The sequence below is a fragment of the Ruegeria sp. E8 genome (genome assembly GCF_056533985.1).
Window position 1 is genome coordinate 52,179 of the sequence record NZ_JBQFOY010000016.1, and the last position, 23,117, is coordinate 75,295.

Sequence of the window (23,117 nt, forward strand, 5' to 3'; positions counted from 1 at the left end):
TTATCCAGCGCGCTTCTTCAGCAGGTAGATATCCATGATCCAGCCATGATCGGCACGCGCCCGGGCGCGTGTGTCCAGAATCTGCTGAGCGACCTGATCCAGAGGGCCGCTGATCAGCAGTTCCTCTTTCATGCCCACATAGGCACCCCACCAGATGTTATAACTTGCCATTTCAAGGGATTGGAACGAGCATTCCCCGTCTAACATAACGGCGACTTTCGAGGCGACTTCTGGCCACCCCTCATCCCGGATACGGCGCCCGGTGGTCACGACATAGGGCGCACCCAGATCGTTGATCGGAATCGCGTGGGCCGCGGTCAAGGCCTGCAAGGCGGTAATGCCGGGGATCACATTCGTTTTTGGTTGCGGGTCCAGCCGCGCCGCAATGCGTAGCGAACTGTCGTAAAGCGATGGGTCCCCCCAAATCAGCAGCGCTACGTGCTGCGCTTCTGGGTGCGCGTCCATCGCCTCCTGCCAACGCAGTGCAATGGCGTCATGCCACTCGTCGACCCCGCGCAGGTAGCCATCATCGGCACGGCGTTGGGGAATGTCGAAATAGGCGATCTGTGGCTGAGATTCGGCCACTTGCGCAATGATCTCCTCGCGCAACCCGGCCAGATCAGCCTTGTTCTCTCCCTTTCGCGGGATCAGGATCAGATCCGCGGCCCGGATCGCCTGCGCCCCCTGAAAGGTCACGTGATCGGGGTTGCCGGTGCCAATACCGATCAGGCTCAGATCAATCATCTTCGAACTCCGCCAGCGGGCCGTACAGGATCAGGGCCGGAGCCTTGCCGATCTCGGATTTCAACTGTTCCGCCAGCGCGCCTATGGTGGCACGTTGCAGTTTCTGATCCGGGGTTGAAACGGATTCGGCCATCAGAGCGGGCGTATCCAGTGGCAGGCCATGGGCGTTAAGTGCCTCGACCAACAAAGGAAACGTGCGTTTGCCCATGAAAACAACGGTAGTGGCTTGCGCGTCGGCCAACGCCGCCAGGTTCAGATCGTCCGGCAATTCACCACTGACATCATGGCCGGTAACAAACTGGACCCGCCGCGCGGTCAGGCGGCGTGTCAGCGGGATACCGGCCGCTGCCGCCGCTGCAACGGCGGAAGGGATGCCGGGAATGATCTCATATTCAATACCAGCGTCACGCAAAGCAACAAGCTCTTCTTCCAGGCGCCCGAACATGCCGCCATCCCCGGATTTCAACCGTACGACGTGCTGGCCGGTCCTGGCATAATCCACCAGCAACCGGCTGACATGGTCCTGCTTGGGCGAGGGGCGTCCGGCCCGTTTGCCGACACCTACCAGATCGGCGTCCTCTCTGGCGTGGCCCAGAATCGGGCCACTGCTGAGGTCGTCAAACAGCACCGCGTCGGCCTTTTGCATCCGGTCCACGGCTTTCAGCGTCAGCAATTCCGGGTCTCCGGGGCCCGAACCGATGAAAGAGACAAAGCCGCTCATGCCGAGGCCTCTGCGATCAGGTGAAAGAATGTGCCGGTGACGTTGCCGCGCACGGAGCCTGTCTGAGGTCCTTCCGCGCCTTCCGCGTCAAACACACGGGCCAGAGGGGCGTCGGGTTGGTCCACAATCGAAGAATAGTGGAACTCATGCCCGCGCAAGGCCGTGCCTTCGGCGAATCCCGGCATCGGAGCCAGAAGTTCAGCTTTGCGATAGCCCAGATTGAATTTGCGTTTCTGGTAAGATGTCACCAGCCCCAGCAAACCAGCCATTTCATGCCGCACGCCATCCTTGTCGATCAGGGCCTGACCAAGCGCCATATACCCACCGCATTCCCCATGCACCGGCTTTGTCTCTGCATGTTTGCGCAGACCAGCGAGGAACGTGTTCGCAGCCGCCAGAGTCCCGGCGTGCAGTTCCGGATAACCGCCGGGCAGCCAGACCAGATCGGCATCCGCCGCCGGTGCTTCATCAGCCAATGGCGAGAAGGGCAAAATCTCGGCCCCAGCCGTTCGCCAACCTTCCAGCAAATGCGGGTAGGTAAAGGAAAAAGCCGCATCGCGGGCCAGTGCGATCCGCTGAGCCGGAGGACGCGGCAGCGCGGCTGACGATGGCCCTTGCGGGCCTGAGGAAGCCGCCCGCTTGATCGCTTCAAGTTCCACATGCTCGCGCAGAAACGCGGCATAACCCACAATTGCGCTTTCCAAGTCAGGGTGCTCGACGGCCTGAATCAAACCCAGATGGCGTTCGGGCAGGGTCAGGTCACCACGGCGCGGCAACACACCCAAAACCGGCAGGCCTGCGCGCTCCATCCCCAATCGGGTCAGGCGTTCGTGACGAGGGCTGGCGCAGCGGTTCAGGATCACCCCGGCAAAAGGCAGGTCTGGGTTGTACATCTTGAAGCCCAGCGCCGTGGCCGCCGCCGATTGTGCCTGACCGCCCACATCCAGCACCAACACGACCGGCCAGCCCATCCGTGCAGCGGTCTCGGCGCTGGAGCCATGGCCCAGTTCTCCGGGTTTTGCCACGCCGTCGAACAGACCCATCGAGCCTTCGGCCACAACGATATCCGCACCTTCGGCCTGCGACGAAATCGCGCCGAGAAGCGGTTCGCCCATCGCCCAGCTGTCAAGATTGAACGAGGACCGCCCCGCCGCCGCCCGGTGAAAAGCCGGGTCGATATAGTCAGGTCCGCTCTTGAACGGTTGCACCGTCAGTCCATCCTCGGCCAGTGCCCGCAACAGCCCCAGCATGACAGTGGTTTTTCCGGTTCCCGACGACGGGGCCGAGATCAAAACGCCCGGAGGATTAGTCATCACCATGGCTCCAGCTCGACCACGGGCTTTCGGCGCTTTGTGGGCGATAGCGGCGGTCGTAATCCTTGGAATACAGGCAGCTTTCGTCAAAACCCTCACCTGCCAGAGCAGGACCCACCATGATCAGGGCAGTGCGCGAGATGCTTTCGTCCAGCGATTCCTTCAGGGTTTCCAGAGTTGCACGAATGATCCGTTCGTCCGGCCAGCTGGCACGATAGACCACAGCAACCGGGCAATCAGCTCCATAGGCCGGGGTCAGGTCGGCGATCACATTGTCCAGATTGCCGATGGACAGGTGAATGGCCAGAGTCGCACCGGTGCGGGCGAAGTTCTCCAGCGTTTCGCCCTCGGGCATCGACGACGCGCGGCCCGGTGTCCGGGTCAGGACCACAGATTGCGCGAGTCCGGGCAGGGTCAGCTCGGTGCCCAGCGACGCTGCTGCGGCGGCAAAGGACGGCACACCGGGCGTCACGCTGACCGGGATGCCCATCTCTTTCAGCCGCCGAATCTGCTCGCCCATCGCCGACCAGACCGACAGGTCACCGGAATGCAAACGGGCCACGTCCTGACCGGCTTTGTGCGCGGATTCGATCTCGGCCATGATCTGATCCAGGTCCATCGGCGCGGTGTTGATGATCTTTGCGCCCTCGGGGCAGTGGCTCAGGATTTCTTCAGGCACCAGCGACCCGGCATACAGGCACACCGGGCAGGACGCGATGATGTAGCGGCCGCGCAGGGTCAGAAGGTCGGCAGCGCCTGGTCCGGCGCCGATGAAATGAACGGTCATGATTGTCCTCCGATGGCTATGGCGCAGGTCGCCAGCCGGTCGTCCGAGATATGTCTGGGTGAGATCAGCCGCGCGCCGTGTCCGGCGGCGGCAAGGGCGGATGCTTCGGCAACGCTACCGGTGCCATAGGTGGCGCGGCTGCGGGGCGAGCAGGTGAGAGTGCGCTGCCCGGGCAGATCGTCCGGCGCAATGAAATACAGCGGCAGGGCAGTGGTTGCAGCAAACTCTGCAAGCGCGTCATGGCCTTCCTTGTCGGCAACAGTGGCCAGCGCGTTCACGGTCTGCCCGACGCTGGCCCCGTCAAAGGCAGCGCGCAGGCTGTCGACGGTGGCCGCCGAAGAAAATCCAAGGCCAGCGACGATCATAGGGTGACGCTCCACTGCACCACCGGATAGGCGGATTTCCAGCCGCGACGGGGGCCGAGGGCAGAGGCCTGTGCCAGCTCAATCCGCAACAGCTCGCCCCCCAGTTTTTCGTGCCATTGGGCCAGCAGCGCCTCGCTTTCCAGCGTCACCGCATTGGCCACCAGCCGGGTGCCAGCGGGCAAAGCGTCGCGCAGCCACACCAGCAAATCGGTGCTTAGCCCACCACCGATGAAAACCACATCGGGCGGGGTAAGGCCGGTCAGCGCGTCCGGTGCGGTTCCGTGCACAACGTGCAGCCGATCCTGCCCCAACGTATTGGCATTGCGGCGAATCCGCTCGGCGCGATCCGCGCGGGGTTCGATCGTGGTCGCGGTCAGGGTCGGATCGCACATCAGCCATTCGATGCTGATCGATCCGGTTCCACCGCCGATATCCCAAAGGTGTTCGCCACGCTGGGGGGCCAACGCCGACAGGGTCAGCGCCCGGATCGGGCGTTTGGTGATTTGGCCATCGGTTTCAAAAATCTCATCCGGTTTGCCCGAAGCTTTGGGAAAGGCGCGTCCCTCTCCCGCAACTTCCAGACCGACGCAGACCGGGTGATCGAACCCGCCCAGCAATGCCTCGGTCAAAGACACGATGCGCGCGCGTTCGCGAGGGCCGCCGAGTGCTTCCATAACGTGCAGGCGCGTGTCAGCAAACCCGGTTTCGGTCAGATAGGTCGCCAGTTCCGCCACGGCAGCCCCGTTGCGCAACAATAGGATGGCATGCAGCCCTGGGGCCAGATGGGGGCGCAGCCGTGTCAGTGGGGCTGCGTGCAGTCCGAAAGTCAGGGTGTTTTCCAGCGGCCAACCCAACCGGGCTGCCGCCAGCGAAAAGGTCGATTGGCCGGGCAGGGCGGTCCATTCCCCGGCGTCGAAATTGCGCGCGATGACCGAACCAGCACCGAACCAGAACGGATCGCCCGAGGCCAGAACGACAGTGGGTCGCCCCCTAAACCCGGTCAGGATCGGCAGGCCATCGGTAAAGGGCACAGGCCATTCAACTCGCTGCGCGGATGTTTCGGGGATCAAGGACAGGTGGCGCGGCGGGCCCATGATGATTTCGGCACGGTCCAGCACTTGACGGCTTGCCGACGACAGGCCATCCAGTCCATCTTCGCCCAGGCCCAGAACGGTTAGCCATGGAGCTTCATGCATGACACACCCCCCGATCCCCAACCTGCTTGTTTTGGGCGGTACGACTGAGGCCAATGCGCTGGCCAAAGGCTTGGCCGAGAAAGGGATTCCCGCGACCTATTCCTATGCCGGCCGCGTCGACAAACCGCGCCCGCAGCCCTTGCCCGTGCGGGTTGGCGGTTTTGGCGGCCCCGAGGGGCTGGCCGCTTATATCCGTGAAAACCGGATCAGTCACGTGATCGATGCGACTCATCCCTTTGCCACGCAGATGAGCCGGAACGCGATCGAGGCCTGTCGCATCACGAGCACCCCACTGACTGCGCTGACCCGCCCGGCCTGGAGCCCGCAGCCCGGCGACAACTGGCGTCATGTTCCGGACATCGCCGCTGCGGTCGCGGCTCTGTCCGGCGCGGCGCAGCGGGTATTTCTGGCGGTTGGCCGAATGCATCTTGAGGACTTTGCCGCCCAGCCCCAGCATCATTACCTGCTGCGGCTGGTGGATGAACCCGATAATCTGCCGCTGCCCAATGCCGATGTCGTTGTGGCCCGAGGGCCCTTTGCCGAAGAGGATGATCGCGCGCTGATGCAGCGTCACGGAACGCAGTTGATTGTGTCCAAGAACGCGGGCGGCACCGGTGCGCGCGCCAAGCTGGACGCGGCGCGGGCGCTGGGCCTGCCGGTGCTGATGATCGACCGCCCGGTGCTGCCGCAGCGGACCGAGCTTTCGAATGTCGCACAGGTTCTGGACTGGCTGGCTCATTCGGGGGTGAACCTCGGGGTGTAGACGATCGGGGTGCCATCGCGTTCGATCACACGGGTGCGGGACGAGCCGACGATGACCACGGTCTGCATGTCCGCCATCTCGGGCGTGGCCTCGGCCAGTGTCGAAATGCGGATCGCCTCATCTTCGCGTGACACCGCGCGGGCGAACAGGATCAGGCGCTCGGGCTCGCATTCTTCACGCAGGATTTCCAGAGTTTTTACAAACCCTTCCGGGCGAGATTTCGAGCGTGGATTGTAGAAGGCCATCGAGAAATCGGCCTGCGCCGCCAGCCGCAGACGCTTTTCGATCAGAGACCACGGCTTGAGGTTGTCGCTGAGGTTGATGGCGCAGAAATCATGCCCCATAGGTGCCCCGGCCCGTGCCGAGGCCGCCAGCATCGCGGTGATCCCCGGCAGCACGTCGATCTGAATATCGCGCCATTCCAAGGGGCCATTTTCCAGCGCTTCGAACACCGCAGCCGCCATCGCAAACACGCCCGGATCGCCCGAGGATACGACGACCACGCGTTTCCCTTCGGCCGCCATCTGCAACGCATGTTGCGAACGGTCGATCTCCACCCGGTTGTCACTGGCGTGCAACGTCAACCCTTCGCGCTCGGCGACACGAGCGACATAGGGGATGTAGCCGACCACATCCGTGGCCTCAGTCAGCGCGGCGGTCACCTCGGGTGTCACGAGTGCTTCGTCCCCAGGCCCGAGGCCCGCGATCTTGACCCAGCCACTCATGGCCGCCGTCCCTGACCGTGCACGATGATGATCGAGAAATAAGGGGTTATTCCGTCGCAGTTTTCGGACAGTTTGCAGACGCGCTGGTTGGGCATTTGCGCGAATTCGACGATCCACGCGCGATCATACAGCCCGGCCGTTTTCAGCGCCCGTTTCACCTTGTCGATATTGCGTCCGATTTTCATCACGACCAGAGCGTCTGTCTGTGACATTCGATGCGCCAGATCGTCTTCGGGAAGGGTGCCGACCAGAACGGTCAGCACGTCGTCACCCCATGTGATCGGGTCGCCGGTGGCCGTCCAGGCACCGGACATGCCGGTTATGGCAGGCACGACCTCGACTTCGGCCTCATCCCGCAACCGGCTGTAAAGGTGCATGAATGAGCCGTAGAAGAACGGGTCGCCTTCGCACAGGACCACAACGTCTTCGCCCTGATCCGACAGCGCCTTCAGATGCGCAGCACAGTTCTTGTAAAAGTCCGAGAGCAGCTCGTTATAACGCGGATCGGTCAGTGGGATTTCCGTGGTGACGGGATACTCCATCGGAAACTCAACTGCGTCCCTGGGGATCATACCGTTGACGATCTTGCGTGCCTGACCGCTGCGGCCCGGTTTGCGGAAGAACGCCACGTGACGTGCATTGCGCAGCAATCGGTCGGCCCGGACGCTCATCAGGTCCGGGTCGCCGGGGCCGAGGCCCACGCCATATATCTTTCCCGCGCTCATTCGGCACGGCTCGCGATGGCGTTGACGGCGGCGACGGTGATGGCGCTGCCGCCCAGACGGCCTTTGACGATACAGGACGGCACCGGCTGAGCCTCCCAAAGGGCGTCCTTGGATTCGACCGCGCCGACGAAGCCGACCGGGCAGCCGATGATGGCGGCGGGGCGCGGGCAGTCGGGGTTTTCCAGCATGTTCAACAGGTGGAACAGGGCGGTGGGGGCGTTGCCGATGGCGACCAGCGCGCCTTCCAGATGCGGACGCCACAGCTCCAGTGCGGCGGCAGAGCGGGTGTTGCTCATCTCGGCGGCCAGCGGGCGCACGCGCTCGTCATGCAGGGTGCAAATCACCTCGTTATCGGCGGGAAGGCGGAAACGGGTCACACCTTCGCTGACCATGCGCGCGTCGCACAGGATCGGCGCGCCGTTTTCCAGCGCGGTGCGGGCGGTCGCGACGAAGCCCGGCGAAAAATGCACGAACTCTTCCAGCCCGACCATCCCGGCGGCGTGGATCATGCGGACGGCGACCTGTTCCTCGTCGGCGTTGAAACGGGCCAGATCGGCTTCGGACCGGATGGTGGCAAAGCTTTCCTTGTAGATCGCCGCGCCGTCGGTTTCGTATTCATAGGGCATCAGGTGAAGTCCATGGTCATGAGTGTTTCCGGGTCGAGCCCGCGTTGGCAGGGCTCATCCCCCGCGCGGCCCTGTTTGACAAGATCAAATCGACCGTTCAGGCCCACCAAAGTGACATCGGCCGGGCTCATTCGGGCACATCCCTTTGAGCAGCCCGAAACATGCAGGCTGCCGGGAACGCGCGGTGCCAAAGCGCGGGCAATCTCCCGGGTCTCGGCTTGCGCCTGTGGGCAGAACGGTGCGCCGGGGCAGGCGTCGGTGGTCATAAGCGGATCGGTGCCGTCGGTGACAAAGGCCGGGGCGGGTATCGCCGCCCCGCCTTCCAGCAATATCAGCCGCCAGGGGGTAACCCGCAGGGCCGAGGCACCGCTGCTTTCGATCAGATCGGCTAGCCCTCGTGCAGGTAACTGCCCGAAGGCCGCGCCATACAGTGCGCCCAGATCGCAGGGTCCGGGCTGAAGCGGGGTGCCGACGGGGCCGGGCATGTTGCCCTGCCATTCCTGCGGCAAACCGAGCGTCGCAACCACCCGTGCCATGCGGCGAGTCCTAGGCGTGAAGTTCTCAGAAAACCAGTTCGCTAGCGCGATAAGTTGATCAATTGCGTTGGCCTCGGCCACACGAAGACCTGTCTGCGCTCCATCAGCGCGCAGGATGAGGCCGTCAGGGCTGGTTTCCAGCCGGATATCCGCCGAATCCGCCGCCAACAAACGCTCAGGGCCGGTATCGATGGCAAAACCGAATTTAGCGGGCAGGGCGGGCAGATCTCCTAACCGGTCGATCAATTCTTGCGTCAGCCGCGCGGTCATGTCACCAGCCTGATGGAGCGGTGAGACCAGAACGTTGCGCCGGACTTCGATGCCGGGTTCTGCGTCCAGCAGGTTCAGCACGGCGAGTTCCGCCAACAAGGGTTGATGATCGGCCTCTTTCACGCCCCGCAATTGCAGATTGGCGCGGTTGGTCAGGTCGATGGTGCCATTGCCGAACCGTTCGGCCAGTTCGCACAGGCCCAATGCCTGCGCGGCGCTCAGCCTCGCCAGCCGGGGCCGTACCCGCACAACCAGCCCGTCGCCCGACATCATCGGACGATGCGCGCCGGGGCACCAGCCCTGTACGATGGGGGCGCTCATCCCAGACCCTCCAGATCGGCCCGGATCGAATTGCGTCTTGTGTTCCAAAGCCCCGCATCCAGCAAAGCGCGGAATCGATCCTGCATAGCCTGATGCGCCTGCGGGTTGGCTTCCTGCAGAAAGGTATCCACCTTTTCGTCGCCCAGCGTGGCATCGTGATAGAGGTCGAACAGATGCGGTGCGACCGTGCCGGACAGATGCGCGAAGGACGCCAAGTGGTCAAGCGTCGCCGCGATCTCTGCAGCGCCCCGGAAGCCGTGCCGCTGCATCCCTGCAATCCAGCCCGGATTGGCGGCGCGGGCGTGGACGACGCGGCTGATCTCTTCGGGCAGGGTGCGGGCGCGTGGGTTTTCCGGGTTGGTGTTGTCCAGATGATAAAGCTGCGCAGTGCCGCCGGTGATATTCTTGGCGGCGGCAAACCCGGCCTCATGCGTGGCATAGTCGTTGGCCAGCAGCAGGTCAGTCTCGGTCAGGTCCTGAAGGTGCACGAAACTGTCGGCATTGGCCACGCGCTGGGCGATGCCGTCCTTGTCCTGCGCAATATGCTCGCCTTCCAGCGCAAATGAGCTGGCATCAAGCCAGGCTTGCCCGGCCTGTTCGCGCGCCTCATCCGTATAGGTCTCTGACAGATGCGTCATGTTCAGGCCATAGCTGCCTGGGGCGGGGCCAAAGACCCGCGCGGCAGGGGGCTGACCGGCATAGGGGTTCCAGTCGAGGGCTTCATCGCGGTCCGACAGCGCCTTTACTGCTTGCCCGTACAAGGCCGAAAGGGTCGGAAACACGTCCCGGAACAGGCCCGAGACCCGCAAAGTCACGTCCAGCCGCGGGCGGCTGAGGTCGGTGATCGGCAGCACTTCGATGCCCGAGACCCGCTCTGACCCTTTGTCCCAGACCGGCTTGACGCCCAGCAGATGCAGTGCCATGGCAAATTCTTCCCCGGCGGTGCGCATGGTAGCCGACCCCCACAAGTCGACGATCAACCCCTTGGGATAATCGCCTTCTTCCTGCAGATGCCGTCGCACCAGTTCTTCGGCTAGTTTGACGCCTTGCGCATAAGCCGCACGGGTCGGCACCGAGCGCGGGTCGGTAGTATAAAGGTTCCTCCCGGTGGGCAGCACGTCCGACCGCCCGCGATAGGGCGAACCCGAAGGCCCGGCCTCGATCCGTTTACCAGCCAGCGCGTCGATCAGGGCGGCGCATTCCGAGTGGGCCGAGGGCGCGGCATCGAAATTGGCCGCCACTTCGGGCACTCGGCCAAAGATGTGCAAGCCGTCACCAAACTGGCTTTCCTTGATGTCGCAGACGAAACGGTCGATGCGGGTGATCGCCTCGGCGGTGCAGGTGGCTTGATCAAGGCCAAGATCGCTTTCCAACCCAATCGCCTGCGCCTCATCCCGGATGTCCTCTTGCAAGCGGTCGCGGCGCTTGGGATCCAACCCGTCGGCGTTCGAGAACTCGTCCAGCAGCGATTCCAGCCGCACCATGCGATCCGGCGTGCCGCTTTCCTTCATCGGCGGGGGGATATGGCCCAACGTCACCGCTCCAATCCGACGTTTGGCCTGTGCGGCCTCGCCGGGGTCGTTGACGATGAAGGGATAGATCACCGGCAGATCTCGGATCAGAACTTCGGGCCAGCAATCGCCGGACAGAGCGACTGACTTGCCGGGCAGCCACTCTAATGTGCCGTGCGCGCCAATATGGATCAGCGCGTCTACACCGAGGCTTTTGCGCAACCACAGATAAAAGGCGACGTAGCTGTGGCGTGGGGTACGTGACAGGTCGTGATAGTCGTCGTCGCGCAGTTCAGGCGTGCCGCGTTCCGGTTGCAGCGCGACCAGTGCCTTTCCACGCCGCAGCGCGGTGAAGTGGAATGCACCTTCGGAAAAGGCGGGGTCGTCTTTGGGTTCGCCCCATACGGTTTCGAGATCGTCGTGCAGTGATTCCGGCAACTCGGCAAGCGCTGTCAGATAGCCCTTGAGAGGCCACAAAATCCGAGCATTCAGCAGCGTTTCGGCAATCGGTTCCGCTGGCGCAGTGTCATAACCTTCACCCTGCAGGTCAGCCAGCATCGCCTCGGCTGAGGCCAACGCGTCGAGGCCAACGGCATGGGCCATCTGCCAATCTTTGCCGGGATAGGTCGACAGCACAAGCGCCGGAACCTGATCCGCCTTCGGCTTGTCGCGCAGGTTCAGCCAACCGGTGACGCGATCAATGATGGCTTCGATCCGTTCCGGTTCGGCCCGGTGGGCAAAGCGGGAGTATTCCAGATGTGGATCGCGCTTGCCCGGTTCCTTGAACGAGGCGATGCCTGCCGATATCCGTCCGTCCACCTCGGGCAGCACCACATGCATGGCGAGGTCGGCCGGTGAGAGGCCCCGTTCGGCCTCGTCCCACGCCTTGCGGCGCGCAGTTGACAGCGCGACCTGAAACACCGGCACATTGGCCACGTCCAGAGGTGAGGTGCCAGACGCGCCTTTGCCCGAGAATGAGGTGGCGTTGATGATGGCCGACGGCTGCAGTGCCGTGATGTTTTCGCGCAGCCACTCGGCGGCGGTCGGGGCTTTTAGCGATGGTGCGAATAGACCCACGGCCTCGAAACCCCGCGCGCGGAGGCTGTGGATCAGTGCGGCGACCGGGGCCGTGTCCGCAGAGGTCAGATAGGCGCGGTAGAAGGTAACGAGGATGCGTTTGGCGTCATCCGTGAACGACTTGTCCACCGGGATCACGCCGCGATCCGGGCACCATGCGCCGCATTCGGGGATCGTCTTGGAGCCCATCACGGGACCTGCGTAAAGCCCCGCGGCCAAAGCCATCTGAGCAAGCGCGGCTTGCGCGGCAACTTCTCCGCCGGTATCGCACAGATGCGCCAACCGCCGCAGGGTTGAGACAGGCAGGGTGGAGTAGTCGTCCAGCCGCGTATCTTCGCGACCGTCGGCAGGCAGGACGGCTAAGGCGATGCCCTTTGCCTGCGCCAGCGAAAGAACCTGCTGCAAGCCGTAGGACCAATACGGCACGCCGCCGATCAGACGGATCAGGATGCCTTTTGCCCCCTCAAGCGTCTGCTCGACATAGGTGTCGACGGACAGGGGGTGTTTCAGCGCCGTCAGGTTCGCCAGCCGCATCGTCGGCATCCGGCCATCCGGCCCGCCACCGCGATGCCAGCCCGCCGCGAATGCGCCAAGGTCGCTGTCCGAAAAGGACAGCACCACCAAATCCGCCGGGCTCTGGCCCAGATCGGTTGGGGTTTCAGTTTCTTCTAACCCGTGGCTTTCGCGGAAGACGACGTGCATGGTTTACTCGGCAGCCTCGGTCACGCCCACGAGGATATCGCGGATCGCAGCCTCTTTGATGTCGTCATGCTCGGCGATCACAACCAGACGCGAGCGGCGTTCCTCGCCAGGATCCCACGGGCGGTCATACTGGTGACGCACCCGGGCGCCGACGGCCTGAACCAGCAGGCGCATAGGCTTGCCCTGTACGGCGGCATAGCCTTTGACGCGTAGGATGTTCAGTTCATTGGCCAGACGTTCGATATTGGCGACCAGTTGGGCCGGGTCGGTCTGCTCCGGCAACTCGACGATGATGCTTTCGAAATCGTCATGCTCGTGGTCGTGATGGCCGTCGTGATGGCTAGGACGGGCGTCCATGTCATCCTCGGCGGCGGCTTCCAGACCCAGCACAACGCGTACATCCACGGCGCCTTCGGCCACTTCGACCACTGGCAGCGGGCGAGGGGCCTCGGCGGCGATGATCTCTTTTGCCTTCGCCACGCCTTCCGGGCCTGCCAGATCGGGCTTGGTCAACAGGATGATGTCGGCGCAGGAGATCTGATCCTCGAACACCTCGGACAGAGGCGTTTCGTGGTCGATCGAGTCATCGGCCATGCGTTGAGCATCCACCGCCTCAACGTTCGGGGCGAACCGACCCGCAGCAACAGCCTCGGCATCGGCCAGCGCGATTACACCGTCCACGGTGATTTTCGAGCGGATATCGGGCCAGTCGAACGCTTTCAGCAGCGGTTTGGGCAGTGCCAGACCGGAGGTTTCGATAAGTATGTGATCAGGGCGCGGTTCCAGCGCCATCAGGGCTTCGATGGTGGGGATGAAATCATCGGCTACGGTGCAGCAGATGCAGCCATTGGCCAGTTCCATGATGTTTTCCGCCGGGCAATCGGGGATGGCACAGGATTTCAGGATATCGCCATCGACGCCGACATCGCCGAATTCATTGACGACCACGGCCAGACGCTTGCCCTGTGGGTTCTGCATCAGGTGCTTGACCAGCGTGGTCTTGCCCGAGCCCAGAAAGCCGGTGATCACAGTGACGGGGAGTTTTTCCAGATTGCTCATTTCAAGGCTCCAATCGGGGGAATGCGGGCTGCACAGTTTTTGCGGAAATGTTCGGGGCGTTCACGCCATTTGACGAGACCATCCTCGGTCGCGAGGTACTTGGTTGCACCTTCCACGATGGTTTCGACATGATCGGTTTCGTTGAGATGTTCGTAGACGAAGGTCCAGCGTTCCGGCCCTCCGCGGAGCACGATGGAGCAGCCCTCGTTGCAATTCGACAGGCATTCCACGGCTTTCAGGGTGATGCCCTCGGGCAGGTCCGCTTGCTCGAGCGCTTTGTGAAGCAACGTGCCGGGCCGCTGCGCATCATCTTCGATGGGCAGGCCACGACGGCAAGTGGTGCAAACCAGCAGCTCGACCGGAGCGGTGTCGGTCATGTCTCTCATCCCCCCAAATCCTTTTTCGGGGGACGGGGTTTCATGCGGGTCGATCTTGACCCGACACCGGAACACCCCGTCCGGTTTCAACTTCGGGCGTTGGCAGGTCTCCCGGCTTGCGGATGTCAGAGGAGTTCCTCTGCCGGATGTCCCGCCTTCCCGGCACTTGGCCAGTGGCATTGGGCACCCTCTCCGGTCACGGTCGCGGGGGCGGCTGCGTTTCGCGGAAAACCCGTCTACGCATTCCCTTTTCATCGGCTGTCGCCGACACCAACGGAAGGGTCATGCGGCACTGCTGGCCCGCTTGTCAAGCGAGTCGCTCGTAACAATGTTGCGGAGGGATGGAAAGCGACCTGTGGATGTCGATGGGCGGCATGTTTTGCTGGGATGCTACCTGAGACGGATCAGCGAAAAGCCACGTCCTTGGGTGGTGATGTGCCATTACGACAGCCAACCCTCACCAAACCTCCGGAAATTCACGATCTTGCCGCGCTAATACAGGACGTTGATCATGACCAGTGAGACGACAAGGAACAACGCCGTCATAACTCCGCCGGAACGTACGAAATCCATCACCTTGTAACCTGCCGGACCCATGATCAGTGCGTTCACCTGATGGGTCGGGATAATGAAACTGTTCGAGGTAGAGATGGCGACCGTCAATGCAAAGACAGCCGGGTTTCCGCCAGCCGCAACTGCAATCGATACCGCCAGCGGAACAAGCAGGACCGTGGCGCCGACATTCGACATAACCAGTGAAAACGCTGTCGCCAGAATGGCGATGCCAGTTTGCAGCGACCATAGCGGCCAGCCATCCAGAATTAACAGGATCTGCTGGGCAATCCACGCGGCTGTGCCTGTATTCTGCACGGCTTGTCCCAATGGTATGAGGCAGGCGAGCAGGAAAACGGTGTTCCATCCGACAGCGCGGTATGCCTCATCCACGCTGAGCACACGGGTCAGCATCATGCCCGCCGCTCCGGTCAGCAGACACAGCGAAAGCCGGACATCCGTAAACAGGATTAAGGACAGCGAAATGGCGAAAAATGCCAGCGCCCAGCCGACCTTCTGCGGCCTCAACTCATCCTGAGGGAAGTCCGTTGTCACAACCACGAAATCCGGATCGCGCTTGATCCGCATCAGGTTGTCCCATCTGGTATGCGCCACAAGCATGTCACCGGCATGGAATTTCTCGAGCCCGATCTGAGTGGACTCGTGATCGTCGGTCTCGACATGGCTGAGCGTCTCTTCGCCCCGGTGAATGGCCAGCAGCGACATGCCATAGGTCTTGCGGAACAGAAGCTCGCGCGGGCATTTGCCGATCAGTTTGCTGTCCGGGGTGACGACAACTTCGGCAACGCCTGCGTTTGTGGGAGCGAACTCTTCGACAAAAATATCCAGATCAGGAAGTACGGTCAGGCCGAATTTCTTCGCAAACACCTCGACCTCCCAACGTCGTCCGACAATGGCCAACCGGCAGGGTGCGGCGATTTCCGCCGTCAGAACCTGAACCATCGAGGTTTTGCCGCGATAGAATGTCGAGATGATGTAGAGATGGTTTTCATGGTTGATATCGGCCAGAATCTGGCCAACCAGCGGGCTGTCTTCCGGCACCACGACCTCAAACACATCCGCCTTGAGGCCATAGACCCGTTGCAGGTATTCCTGCGTCCCTTGACCAGTACCTGTGTTGTCGTCTTCCTCGGCCTGGGGCAAAACCCATCGGCCCAACAGCAGAAAGTAACCAATCCCCGTCAGGATCAGAACGGCCCCGATCGGTGTCACCGAGAACAACCCAAAGGGCTGCATTTTCTGCGAGTCCGGCAATCCATCATTGGCCGTCAGGATCAGATCATTGAGCAGGATAAGAGGCGATGAACCGACCATTGTCATGGTGCCGCCCAAAATGGCGCAGAATCCCATCGGCATCAGCAAGCGCGAAAGGGGAATACCTGACCGTGAAGAAATACGGCTGACAACGGGCAGGAACAAAGCGGCGGCACCGACATTCTGCATGAACGAAGAAATGACGCCGACCGTTCCAGAGATGATCGGCACAACCCTGCCTTCGGATTTACCGCCGTACTTGAGAATGACAGCGGCCACCTTGTTCATGATACCCGTCTTGTCCAGACCCGCACCGACGATCATGACCGCTATGATTGAAATGACGGCGTTGGATGCGAACCCGTCGAACAGACGCGGGACATTCGCAAGGTTTTCAAGACCTGGCGTGTAGCTGAGCAATCCAATGAGAACCAATACCAAAATGGCAGAGAGGTCGATTCTGACGATCTCGGATACGAACAGAAAAACGGTGAAAGCCAGAAGGCCGCAAACGACCCCCATCTCGAAGGTAAAGGCTATGTGCTCCACATTACGTCCAGAACTTTTTTCTTTGATTAACTCCTAAATCATCACGCCCATGTTGTCATGAAGTTTCGTTTTCGGCTGAATTTAAGACACAAAATTTCTCGATTGACGGCATCCGACGCAGTGCAGGATGGCGGGTCGTTTTTCGATCCGGTCGGAGTGAAGCCATAGCTGCGATGCGCGAAGAAAGCTGAAATTGAAATGTCAAACAGCAAAAAGACGCTGAAACAGGTCGCGCGGCACCACTTTGCGCCGAGGCTTTGGGCTTTGCGGGTATTTTGTGTATGCGTGTCTCTGTGAGGTTTGGAGGCGAGTACCGGAATCGAACCGGTGTACACGGATTTGCAATCCGCTGCGTCACCACTCCGCCAACTCGCCTTTTCAAGTAAAATCAAATACTTGCTGTGGTGTGCATGGGGTTTTAACAGCTTTCCTCAGGGGCGTCCAGTGGATTGAGTGCAATTTTGGTGACAAGATCGAAATTTGCCGGAACCCACGAACGCAAACGCAAATGCGCGATCAGATTGCGGCAACACGGACGTTGCTGGGCGGTTCAGGATATGGCACAAGCCGGTTAACTTTGGGAATGAGACGAGAGATCCAATGACAGATTTCGCAGCCCGGCGCCGCACGATGGTTGATACGCAGATCCGACCCTCGGATGTCACCAAATTCCCTATCATCGAAGCGATGCTGAGCGTCCCGCGCGAGAACTTTGTGCCGGACGCGCAGCGTGAAGCCGCATATGTGGACAGTGTGATCGATCTGGGTGACGGGCGCAGTATGCTCGAGCCCCGGACACTGGCCAAGATATTGGATGCTCTGAATATTTCGAACGATGAGATGGTTCTCGATATCGCTCCGGCGATGGGCTATTCTACCGCCGTTGCCGCGCGCATGGCGCAGTTGGTTGTAGGGGTGGAAAGCGACGAAGCTCTGGCAGCCGAAGCGCAGAGCCTTCTTGCCGAAGCCGATGTCGACAATGCCATCATCCACGTTGGTCCGTTGGAGCAGGGCGTGGCCGAGCATGGCCCCTATGACGCGATTATGGTGCAGGGCGGTGTTGAGCAGGTGCCCGAGGTTCTGCTGGATCAGCTAAAAGAACACGGCCGGATCGCTTGCCTGTTTGTCGAAGGCAATCTTGGTACCGTGCGGATTGGCCGAAAGTCCGGTGGCCGTGTCAGCTGGCGGGATGTATTCAACGCCAGTGCACCGAAATTAGAGAGTTTTTCCGCCGAGTGTGTATTTTCGCTATAGTCCGCTGATAGATTACTGTGTTGCCTTGATTAGTTGAAAAGAAGGCCGCAAACTGCTTGCAGGGCAGTGTAATTTTGATTTGAGAGGATTTCGGTATGCGTGATTCGGCGACAGGTAAGCTGGTCAGGGCATTCGCAGTGACCGCAGGACTTGCCATGAGCGTATTGCCAGGGCGAGCCGCGTGGGCTGATAACATAACGGACGCCTTCATCGGCGCGTACAACACAAGCGGCCTGCTGGAGCAGAACCGGGCGTTGTTGCGGGCAGCGGATGAAGACGTGGCAATCGCGCTTGCGGCCTTGCGCCCAATCGTCAACTGGACCGTGCAAATCAGCGAGAACTACAATCGCACACGGACCAATAACGTGGTCGTGACGAACGATCCTACCCAGTTTTTCACCGGTCTTACGCTCAGCCAATTGCTGTATGACGGCGGCGCTTCGATTCTCGGTAAGCAATCGGCACAGGAAACTGTCTTGTCGACTCGGCAAACCTTGCTCGACATTGAACAACAGGTTCTGATCCGAGCGGCGAATGCATATTTGGGCGTTTTGCTGCAGGAAGAGACCGTGGCAATCCGGCAGAACAACGTGGACGTTTCCGCCGAGGAACTTCGTGCATCGAACGATCGCTTCGAAGTTGGTGAGGTGACACGTACAGACGTCGCTTTGTCCGAGGCGCAATTGGCCAGTTCGCAGGCGGATCTTGCCGTCGCGCGTGGTCAATTGAGCATTGCGCAAGCCGAGTACGTAAATGCGGTCGGTAAGGCACCGGGGCGTACGGCGGGTCAGCCGAGCCTTCCCAATCTGCCGCGGAGCGAGGCCGAGGCGGTCAGTCTGGCACAACGCAACCATCCCGCGATTCTGTCAGCGCAACATCAGGTTCGCGCATTTGACCTGATCGTGGAGCAGCAACGGGCTAACCTTGGGCCAAATGTCAGCCTGAACGCGAACGCAGGCGTCACGGAACGGTTCGACAACGATGACAACGTGAACAACGCTGCCGTGTCGCTGAACTTTACACAACCGATCTATGCGGGTGGTCGACTGGCCGCAAGTGTTCGGCGGGCAATGGCAACCCGGGACGCATCGCGCGCCAACCTTCTGAACACACAGAAGGACATCACGCAGGGCGTCACCGACCGCTATGCCGCATATCAGGCGGCCAGCGCCAGCCTGAGGGCATCAACCGAGCGGGTTCGCGCATCTCAGGTTGCTTTCGATGGTATCCGTGAAGAAGCGACATTGGGGGCCCGGACAACGTTGGATGTTCTGAACGCCCAGCAAGACCTGCTGGACGCGCAGCTGGCCGAAGTGGCTTCGCGTACAGAACGGTCCCGTGCAGCTTACCAGCTGTTGCAGGCACAAGGTCTTCTGACGGCAGAACGTTTGGGGCTGGCCGTGCAAATCTATGACCCGACACTGTACTACAATCTGGTCAAGAAAGCTCCGGCACGGGTCAGCAAGCAGAGCAAGAATCTGGATCGCGTCCTCAAAGCATTGCGTCGGGATTGATCGGCAATACTATCTGTTGTGGGGTTGGGATTGTTTGGCTACACTCAACCCAACGATAGAGCGGTAGAGAACAATGTCTGATAATGTCGTCAAAGCAGGGATCGAAGACGTTCTGTCTTCGGTAAAACGTCTGGTCAGTGAAGACAATCGCGGTAAATCCGTCTCAGATCAACACGCTGCGGCGCGCAAGCCGGGGCGATTGGTTCTGACCGATGCTTTGCGTGTCAGCAAACCCGCCAAGGCAGATGGCGCTGCCACCTATCCCGAGTCGGCCTCTAACAGTGCTGCCGCGGCCAAACCTATGCTGTTGCGGGCGTGTGATATTGTTCAAGCGGGCCAGCCTGCCAATGGTGCCGATGCCGGGGCAGAGGACGAAGCGTCAAAGTCTTCCGGCGATCCGGCGACCAGCCTGAGCGCGAAGATCGAGGCACTGGAAGCCGCCATTGCGCAAACAGAAGACCAATGGGAACCGGATGGTGACAGCGAAGATGCATATTCTGGCACACCGTCCCAGTCCCTGCCATGGAATGTCGAAGAAGAGTTTGCCGCCGCCATGTCCGTGGATTCGGCCTCGATCAAAGAGGCAATCGAACCTGAGCAGGTTGATGAGGCACCGATTCAGGCGGAATTCATCCGATCCTCTCAGTCAATCACAACCGAGACGGGTGTTGAGGCTGATGAAGGGGCCACGACGATCGACATGGATGAGGAGGCGTTGCGCACCCTGATCGCAGAGGTTGTCCGACAGGAGTTGCAGGGCACGATGGGCGAACGTATCACGCGCAATGTACGCAAGATGGTCCGGCGAGAAATCGCACGCGCCCTTGCCGCGAAAGAGATGGAATAAATCTCACCCGCGCTTTGGTGGCCGCGCCAGGCTCAGCAGCAGGTCAAGGTCCATATGGCGTTCCAGATGATCGGCCAGATCGTTCAGCGCCTTTTCCACGCCGTCTTCGTAGGCAATGTCTGAAGTCACACCCAGTGTTGACAAATAGCCTGCCCGGAACGCGTCGGACGAAAAGATGCCGTGTAGATAGCTGCCTTTGATCCTTCCATTTTCGCTGGCAGCACCCTCTGGCTTGCCCTCAACCTCCAGCCAGGCGCGGGCGCAGTCCGGGCCTTCGGTGTGCCCCATGTGGATTTCATACCCGCTGACCGGCTCTCGGTCGGGCAGGGCATGGGCCGAGCGCAAAATGACCTGTTTCTGACCGCCCATAACGGTATCGACATCCAGCAACCCCAACCCGTCAACCTTGCCCGGTCTGCCATCGACACCATCGGGATCGGAAATGGTTTTGCCCAGCATCTGATAACCGCCGCACAGCCCCAGAACATGCCCGCCCCGGCGAACATGGGCATAGAGGTCGATATCCCAGCCCTGTGCCCGGAAATAAGTCAGGTCCCCGATGGTGGATTTGCTGCCAGGTAGCAACACCAGATCCGCATCACCTGGAAGTGGTCGTCCGGCAGGGACGATTTCGACGCTCACGCCGGGTTCAGCCGACAACGGGTCGAGGTCATCGAAATTGGCCATACGCTCCAGCTGAGGTACCACGACCTTGCACGCGCCGCCGGCATGGGAACGGATGTCCATCATATCCTCGGCGGGCAGTTTCCAGGCGTCGTGAAACCAGGGCACGACCCCCAGACAAGGCCATCCGGTGCGCGCGGCGATGTCATCGCGTCCTTCGTCAAACAGGGATACATCCCCTTTGAACCGATTGACGGCAAAACCCCTGATCTGCGCCAGATCGCCTTCGTCCAGCACTGCCTGAGTGCCGACGATCTGGGCAATCACGCCACCCCGGTGAATATCTCCGACCAGAACAACCGGAATATCTGCAGCGCAGGCAAATCCCATATTGGCGATGTCACCCTTGCGCAGATTGGTTTCAGCCGGGCTGCCCGCGCCTTCGATCAGAACCAGATCGGCATCGGCGCAGAGCCGGTCAAAGCTTTCCAACGCGGCCCCAAGCAGTTTGGACTTGTCCTTGCGATAGTCCCCGGCCTTCATCGTGCCTGCGCGCTGTCCTTGAACGATGATCTGCGCACCCGTATCCGTTTCAGGCTTCAGCAGAATAGGGTTCATATCCGTGTGGGTCGCCCGCTTTGCCGCCCGGGCCTGAAGCGCCTGCGCGCGGCCAATCTCGCCCCCGTTTTCGGTGACGGCCGCGTTGTTTGACATGTTCTGCGGTTTGAACGGAGCAACCCGCATACCCCGCCGCGTGAAGGCGCGCGCCAGCCCGGCCACCAGTACCGATTTCCCGACATTGCTGCCGGTGCCTTGAATCATTATGGCGCGCACCATGTTGTGTCTCCTATATGTCGTGGCGCAGATGATCTGATTTGAGCGGAAAGGGAAAGCCCCGTATGAACACCCCAGCGCATCTTTTGATCGGGGCCGCCGCATTTGCCCGACCACCTGAGGGGCGTATCCTTTGGGCTGCGTTGATAGGAGCGTTGCTGCCGGATCTGTCCCTGTACCTCATGGCCGGCGTATCCCTGTATGTTCTAGGCATTCCCGAACAGGTGGTCTTTGACCAACTTTACTTTTCCCCGGCGTGGCAGACCGTCTTTGCCATAGACAATTCCTTTGTTCTGTGGGGCCTGGTATTCCTTCTGGCAGTCTGGCGGGGGTGGCGCGCCGTGGCTGTCGGGGCTGCGGCAGGTCTGTTGCATCTTGCGACGGACTTTCTGCTTCATGCCGGGGATGGACGACCCCAGTTCTGGCCTTTCAGCGACTGGGTATTTCACAGCCCGGTCAGCTACTGGGACAGCGACCATCATGCTTTGTGGGTAGCACCGGTGTCAGCTGCGGCCTGTTTGGCAGCATATGTCTTGCTGTGGAAGCGCGGCTTGTCGGTCTGGGGTAAAGCGCTGTTTGCGACCATGCTGGCGGCCGAAGTTTGGGTGGTTCGGCAATGGTTGTTGTTCTTTTGAGCAAAGAAGCGATCGGGCATAGAAAAACGCGCTCTGATTGACAGAGCGCGTTTTTTCAAAGCGAAACCGTCTTGGATCAGGCGGCTTCGGCTTGCTGAGCGGTGTTGCGGCGTTCGCTTTCTTCACGCGACAGTGCGACCGAAGTGCGTACACCACGTCCAACGAATTCCATCAACCCGTCCACAACCCGCTCATTCGGGTCGATGCCTGCGCAGGACAAGACCTCGCGCCCATCGCGCGAGCGGGCCCAACGTGCAATCTGTTCCGGACCATTGCCGTATTTCTTGTCATCGGCAATTGCATCGTCCAGCGCAGCCAGTACAACGGCCGCGAAAAGTTTCCGAGCACGATTGCCTTGCTCATTGTTAAAGGCAGTGCCGTCAACGAAATCTCTCATCTCGTCTTCCTTATTTTTCTTGCTCTTGCAATTTCGGCGTGAGGGTCCTTATGACCTATTAGGTGTGATTCGGATACAGCTAATATGCATAGTTGCGTTGCGTCATGTGCATGGCTTGCTGCAAGTGCAGCACTAGGTTTCGTTGTCTTGTCAGGTGTGATCCCGCCAGATATAGGGACGGGAACTGACGCATCAACCGTTTGTGAAGGATTTATGTAATGCCCAAGATAAATGGGAACGAAATTCGCCCCGGCAATGTGCTTGAGCATAACGATGGCCTGTGGGCGGCGGTCAAGGTTGACCATGTAAAGCCCGGCAAAGGCGGCGCATTTGCGCAGGTCGAGCTGCGCAACCTGCGCAATGGCTCGAAATTGAACGAACGTTTCCGCTCGGCGGACAAGGTTGAGCGTGTACGCCTAGAGCAAAAAGACCAGCAGTTCCTGTACGAATCCGACGGGATGCTGGTGTTCATGGATGCCGAAACCTATGAACAGATTGAATTGCCTGCTGATTTGCTGGGTGAACGCCGCCCGTTTCTGCAGGACGGCATGACCATCGTTGTCGAATTCTACGAAGCCGAGGCTCTGAACGCGACGCTGCCGCAAAAAGTGACCTGCAAGATCGTCGAGACCGAGCCGGTTGTCAAAGGACAGACAGCGGCGAACTCGTTCAAGCCTGCGGTGTTGGACAACGGCGTGAAAGTCATGGTTCCGCCTTTCATCGGGCAGGACGAAATGATCGTCGTGAACACCGAAACGATGGAATATTCAGAACGCGCGTGACGTTTCGTCACTTTTGGCACCAGACCGCGCGGGCAT

22 protein-coding genes, 1 tRNA gene and 1 riboswitch are annotated in these 23,117 nt (G+C 60.7%); of the genes, 6 read left to right on the top strand and 17 right to left on the bottom strand.

Features of this window, described 5'->3' with window-relative positions:
* Genes cobF through cbiE form a run of 6 tightly spaced genes read right to left on the bottom strand, consistent with a single transcriptional unit; the run spans position 1 to position 5,126 of the window.
* Positions 1–744 carry a precorrin-6A synthase (deacetylating) gene (gene cobF, locus ACR0LF_RS17875; RefSeq protein WP_480572968.1) on the bottom strand — a complete coding sequence of 248 codons (744 nt, stop codon included), beginning with the start codon at positions 742–744 and terminating at the stop codon, positions 1–3.
* Positions 737–1,465 carry a uroporphyrinogen-III C-methyltransferase gene (gene cobA / locus ACR0LF_RS17880; RefSeq protein WP_480572971.1) on the bottom strand — a complete coding sequence of 243 codons (729 nt, stop codon included), beginning with the start codon at positions 1,463–1,465 and terminating at the stop codon, positions 737–739. Before cobA ends, cobF begins: the two co-directional genes overlap by 8 nt.
* Positions 1,462–2,784, bottom strand: a complete 1,323-nt coding sequence (locus ACR0LF_RS17885; protein WP_480572974.1) for a cobyrinic acid a,c-diamide synthase CobB — start codon at positions 2,782–2,784, stop codon at positions 1,462–1,464. Before ACR0LF_RS17885 ends, cobA begins: the two co-directional genes overlap by 4 nt.
* Positions 2,771–3,565, bottom strand: a complete 795-nt coding sequence (gene cobM / locus ACR0LF_RS17890) for a precorrin-4 C(11)-methyltransferase (RefSeq protein ID WP_480572977.1) — start codon at positions 3,563–3,565, stop codon at positions 2,771–2,773. The genes ACR0LF_RS17885 and cobM overlap by 14 nt, the downstream gene beginning before the upstream one ends.
* Entirely contained in the window at positions 3,562–3,930 is a 369-nt protein-coding gene (locus ACR0LF_RS17895) for a cobalamin biosynthesis protein (protein WP_480572979.1), read from the bottom strand. Before ACR0LF_RS17895 ends, cobM begins: the two co-directional genes overlap by 4 nt.
* Positions 3,927–5,126, bottom strand: a complete 1,200-nt coding sequence (cbiE, locus tag ACR0LF_RS17900) for a precorrin-6y C5,15-methyltransferase (decarboxylating) subunit CbiE (protein WP_480572982.1) — start codon at positions 5,124–5,126, stop codon at positions 3,927–3,929. The genes ACR0LF_RS17895 and cbiE overlap by 4 nt, the downstream gene beginning before the upstream one ends.
* Here cbiE and ACR0LF_RS17905 point away from each other — a divergent pair.
* Positions 5,125–5,889, top strand: coding sequence for a cobalt-precorrin-6A reductase (locus tag ACR0LF_RS17905; protein WP_480572986.1), 765 nt, complete (start codon positions 5,125–5,127; stop codon positions 5,887–5,889). The genes cbiE and ACR0LF_RS17905 overlap by 2 nt on opposite strands.
* Here ACR0LF_RS17905 and cobJ read toward each other — a convergent pair.
* From cobJ to ACR0LF_RS17950, 9 genes are all read right to left on the bottom strand, one after another.
* Positions 5,862–6,614 carry a precorrin-3B C(17)-methyltransferase gene (gene cobJ / locus ACR0LF_RS17910; RefSeq protein WP_480572989.1) on the bottom strand — a complete coding sequence of 251 codons (753 nt, stop codon included), beginning with the start codon at positions 6,612–6,614 and terminating at the stop codon, positions 5,862–5,864. The genes ACR0LF_RS17905 and cobJ overlap by 28 nt on opposite strands.
* Positions 6,611–7,339: a precorrin-2 C(20)-methyltransferase gene (locus ACR0LF_RS17915; RefSeq protein ID WP_480572992.1), complete on the bottom strand. Its 729-nt coding sequence runs from the start codon at positions 7,337–7,339 to the stop codon at positions 6,611–6,613. The genes cobJ and ACR0LF_RS17915 overlap by 4 nt, the downstream gene beginning before the upstream one ends.
* Positions 7,336–7,965, bottom strand: coding sequence for a precorrin-8X methylmutase (locus ACR0LF_RS17920; protein ID WP_480572995.1), 630 nt, complete (start codon positions 7,963–7,965; stop codon positions 7,336–7,338). The genes ACR0LF_RS17915 and ACR0LF_RS17920 overlap by 4 nt, the downstream gene beginning before the upstream one ends.
* Positions 7,965–9,092 carry a cobalamin biosynthesis protein CobG gene (locus tag ACR0LF_RS17925; RefSeq protein ID WP_480572998.1) on the bottom strand — a complete coding sequence of 376 codons (1,128 nt, stop codon included), beginning with the start codon at positions 9,090–9,092 and terminating at the stop codon, positions 7,965–7,967. The genes ACR0LF_RS17920 and ACR0LF_RS17925 overlap by 1 nt, the downstream gene beginning before the upstream one ends.
* Complete coding sequence (gene cobN / locus ACR0LF_RS17930) at positions 9,089–12,382, bottom strand: cobaltochelatase subunit CobN (protein WP_480573001.1); 3,294 nt, start codon at positions 12,380–12,382, stop codon at positions 9,089–9,091. Before cobN ends, ACR0LF_RS17925 begins: the two co-directional genes overlap by 4 nt.
* Positions 12,383–12,385: 3 nt before the next feature.
* On the bottom strand, positions 12,386–13,441 hold the full coding sequence (gene cobW / locus ACR0LF_RS17935) for a cobalamin biosynthesis protein CobW (protein ID WP_480573004.1): 1,056 nt from the start codon (positions 13,439–13,441) through the stop codon (positions 12,386–12,388).
* Positions 13,438–13,818: a DUF1636 family protein gene (locus ACR0LF_RS17940; RefSeq protein ID WP_480573007.1), complete on the bottom strand. Its 381-nt coding sequence runs from the start codon at positions 13,816–13,818 to the stop codon at positions 13,438–13,440. The genes cobW and ACR0LF_RS17940 overlap by 4 nt, the downstream gene beginning before the upstream one ends.
* An 84-nt stretch (positions 13,819–13,902) precedes the next feature.
* Positions 13,903–14,108, bottom strand: a riboswitch (cobalamin riboswitch).
* 202 nt (positions 14,109–14,310) lie between these two features.
* Positions 14,311–16,167 (bottom strand): SLC13 family permease, encoded by a 1,857-nt coding sequence (locus ACR0LF_RS17945; RefSeq protein ID WP_480576095.1) that lies wholly within the window; start codon positions 16,165–16,167, stop codon positions 14,311–14,313.
* 328 nt (positions 16,168–16,495) lie between these two features.
* Positions 16,496–16,569: transfer RNA gene (locus ACR0LF_RS17950), tRNA-Cys, on the bottom strand.
* Between the two features lie 225 nt (positions 16,570–16,794).
* Between ACR0LF_RS17950 and ACR0LF_RS17955 the strand changes: the two genes are divergently transcribed.
* From ACR0LF_RS17955 to ACR0LF_RS17965, 3 genes are all read left to right on the top strand, one after another.
* On the top strand, positions 16,795–17,448 hold the full coding sequence (locus ACR0LF_RS17955; RefSeq protein WP_480573010.1) for a protein-L-isoaspartate O-methyltransferase family protein: 654 nt from the start codon (positions 16,795–16,797) through the stop codon (positions 17,446–17,448).
* A 95-nt stretch (positions 17,449–17,543) separates the two neighbouring features.
* Entirely contained in the window at positions 17,544–18,962 is a 1,419-nt protein-coding gene (locus tag ACR0LF_RS17960; RefSeq protein WP_480573012.1) for a TolC family outer membrane protein, read from the top strand.
* 73 nt (positions 18,963–19,035) lie between these two features.
* Positions 19,036–19,809, top strand: coding sequence for a hypothetical protein (locus ACR0LF_RS17965; protein ID WP_480573015.1), 774 nt, complete (start codon positions 19,036–19,038; stop codon positions 19,807–19,809).
* A 3-nt stretch (positions 19,810–19,812) separates the two neighbouring features.
* On the opposite strand, the gene ACR0LF_RS17970 is transcribed toward ACR0LF_RS17965, so the two are convergent.
* Positions 19,813–21,270: a cobyric acid synthase gene (locus ACR0LF_RS17970; protein WP_480573018.1), complete on the bottom strand. Its 1,458-nt coding sequence runs from the start codon at positions 21,268–21,270 to the stop codon at positions 19,813–19,815.
* 62 nt (positions 21,271–21,332) lie between these two features.
* On the opposite strand from ACR0LF_RS17970, the gene ACR0LF_RS17975 reads away from it, so the two are divergent.
* The gene (locus ACR0LF_RS17975; protein WP_480573021.1) at positions 21,333–21,902 is read left to right on the top strand and encodes a cobalamin biosynthesis protein CobQ; all 570 of its coding nucleotides are present in this window, start codon (positions 21,333–21,335) and stop codon (positions 21,900–21,902) included.
* A gap of 76 nt (positions 21,903–21,978) precedes the next feature.
* Here the strand turns inward: ACR0LF_RS17975 and ACR0LF_RS17980 are convergent, their stop codons facing one another.
* Positions 21,979–22,299, bottom strand: coding sequence for a DUF6280 family protein (locus ACR0LF_RS17980; RefSeq protein WP_480573024.1), 321 nt, complete (start codon positions 22,297–22,299; stop codon positions 21,979–21,981).
* A gap of 218 nt (positions 22,300–22,517) precedes the next feature.
* Here ACR0LF_RS17980 and efp point away from each other — a divergent pair, with 218 nt between their 5' ends.
* Positions 22,518–23,081 carry an elongation factor P gene (efp, locus tag ACR0LF_RS17985; RefSeq protein WP_480573027.1) on the top strand — a complete coding sequence of 188 codons (564 nt, stop codon included), beginning with the start codon at positions 22,518–22,520 and terminating at the stop codon, positions 23,079–23,081.
* Positions 23,082–23,117 lie beyond the last annotated feature (36 nt).

Coding starts and splice junctions, on each gene's coding strand:
- ACR0LF_RS17955 (WP_480573010.1), top strand. CDS start 16,795: ATGACAGATTTCGCAGCCCGGCGCCGCACGATGGTTGATACGCAGATC.
- efp (WP_480573027.1), top strand. CDS start 22,518: ATGCCCAAGATAAATGGGAACGAAATTCGCCCCGGCAATGTGCTTGAG.
- cobF (WP_480572968.1), bottom strand. CDS start 744: ATGATTGATCTGAGCCTGATCGGTATTGGCACCGGCAACCCCGATCAC.
- cobW (WP_480573004.1), bottom strand. CDS start 13,441: ATGAGCAATCTGGAAAAACTCCCCGTCACTGTGATCACCGGCTTTCTG.
- cobN (WP_480573001.1), bottom strand. CDS start 12,382: ATGCACGTCGTCTTCCGCGAAAGCCACGGGTTAGAAGAAACTGAAACC.
- ACR0LF_RS17940 (WP_480573007.1), bottom strand. CDS start 13,818: ATGACCGACACCGCTCCGGTCGAGCTGCTGGTTTGCACCACTTGCCGT.
- cbiE (WP_480572982.1), bottom strand. CDS start 5,126: ATGCATGAAGCTCCATGGCTAACCGTTCTGGGCCTGGGCGAAGATGGA.
- ACR0LF_RS17960 (WP_480573012.1), top strand. CDS start 17,544: ATGCGTGATTCGGCGACAGGTAAGCTGGTCAGGGCATTCGCAGTGACC.
- ACR0LF_RS17970 (WP_480573018.1), bottom strand. CDS start 21,270: ATGGTGCGCGCCATAATGATTCAAGGCACCGGCAGCAATGTCGGGAAA.
- ACR0LF_RS17975 (WP_480573021.1), top strand. CDS start 21,333: ATGAACACCCCAGCGCATCTTTTGATCGGGGCCGCCGCATTTGCCCGA.
- cobM (WP_480572977.1), bottom strand. CDS start 3,565: ATGACCGTTCATTTCATCGGCGCCGGACCAGGCGCTGCCGACCTTCTG.
- ACR0LF_RS17915 (WP_480572992.1), bottom strand. CDS start 7,339: ATGAGCGCGGGAAAGATATATGGCGTGGGCCTCGGCCCCGGCGACCCG.
- ACR0LF_RS17905 (WP_480572986.1), top strand. CDS start 5,125: ATGACACACCCCCCGATCCCCAACCTGCTTGTTTTGGGCGGTACGACT.
- ACR0LF_RS17945 (WP_480576095.1), bottom strand. CDS start 16,167: ATGGGGGTCGTTTGCGGCCTTCTGGCTTTCACCGTTTTTCTGTTCGTA.
- ACR0LF_RS17925 (WP_480572998.1), bottom strand. CDS start 9,092: ATGAGCGCCCCCATCGTACAGGGCTGGTGCCCCGGCGCGCATCGTCCG.
- ACR0LF_RS17920 (WP_480572995.1), bottom strand. CDS start 7,965: ATGCCCTATGAATACGAAACCGACGGCGCGGCGATCTACAAGGAAAGC.
- cobJ (WP_480572989.1), bottom strand. CDS start 6,614: ATGAGTGGCTGGGTCAAGATCGCGGGCCTCGGGCCTGGGGACGAAGCA.
- ACR0LF_RS17980 (WP_480573024.1), bottom strand. CDS start 22,299: ATGAGAGATTTCGTTGACGGCACTGCCTTTAACAATGAGCAAGGCAAT.
- ACR0LF_RS17895 (WP_480572979.1), bottom strand. CDS start 3,930: ATGATCGTCGCTGGCCTTGGATTTTCTTCGGCGGCCACCGTCGACAGC.
- ACR0LF_RS17965 (WP_480573015.1), top strand. CDS start 19,036: ATGTCTGATAATGTCGTCAAAGCAGGGATCGAAGACGTTCTGTCTTCG.
- ACR0LF_RS17885 (WP_480572974.1), bottom strand. CDS start 2,784: ATGGTGATGACTAATCCTCCGGGCGTTTTGATCTCGGCCCCGTCGTCG.
- cobA (WP_480572971.1), bottom strand. CDS start 1,465: ATGAGCGGCTTTGTCTCTTTCATCGGTTCGGGCCCCGGAGACCCGGAA.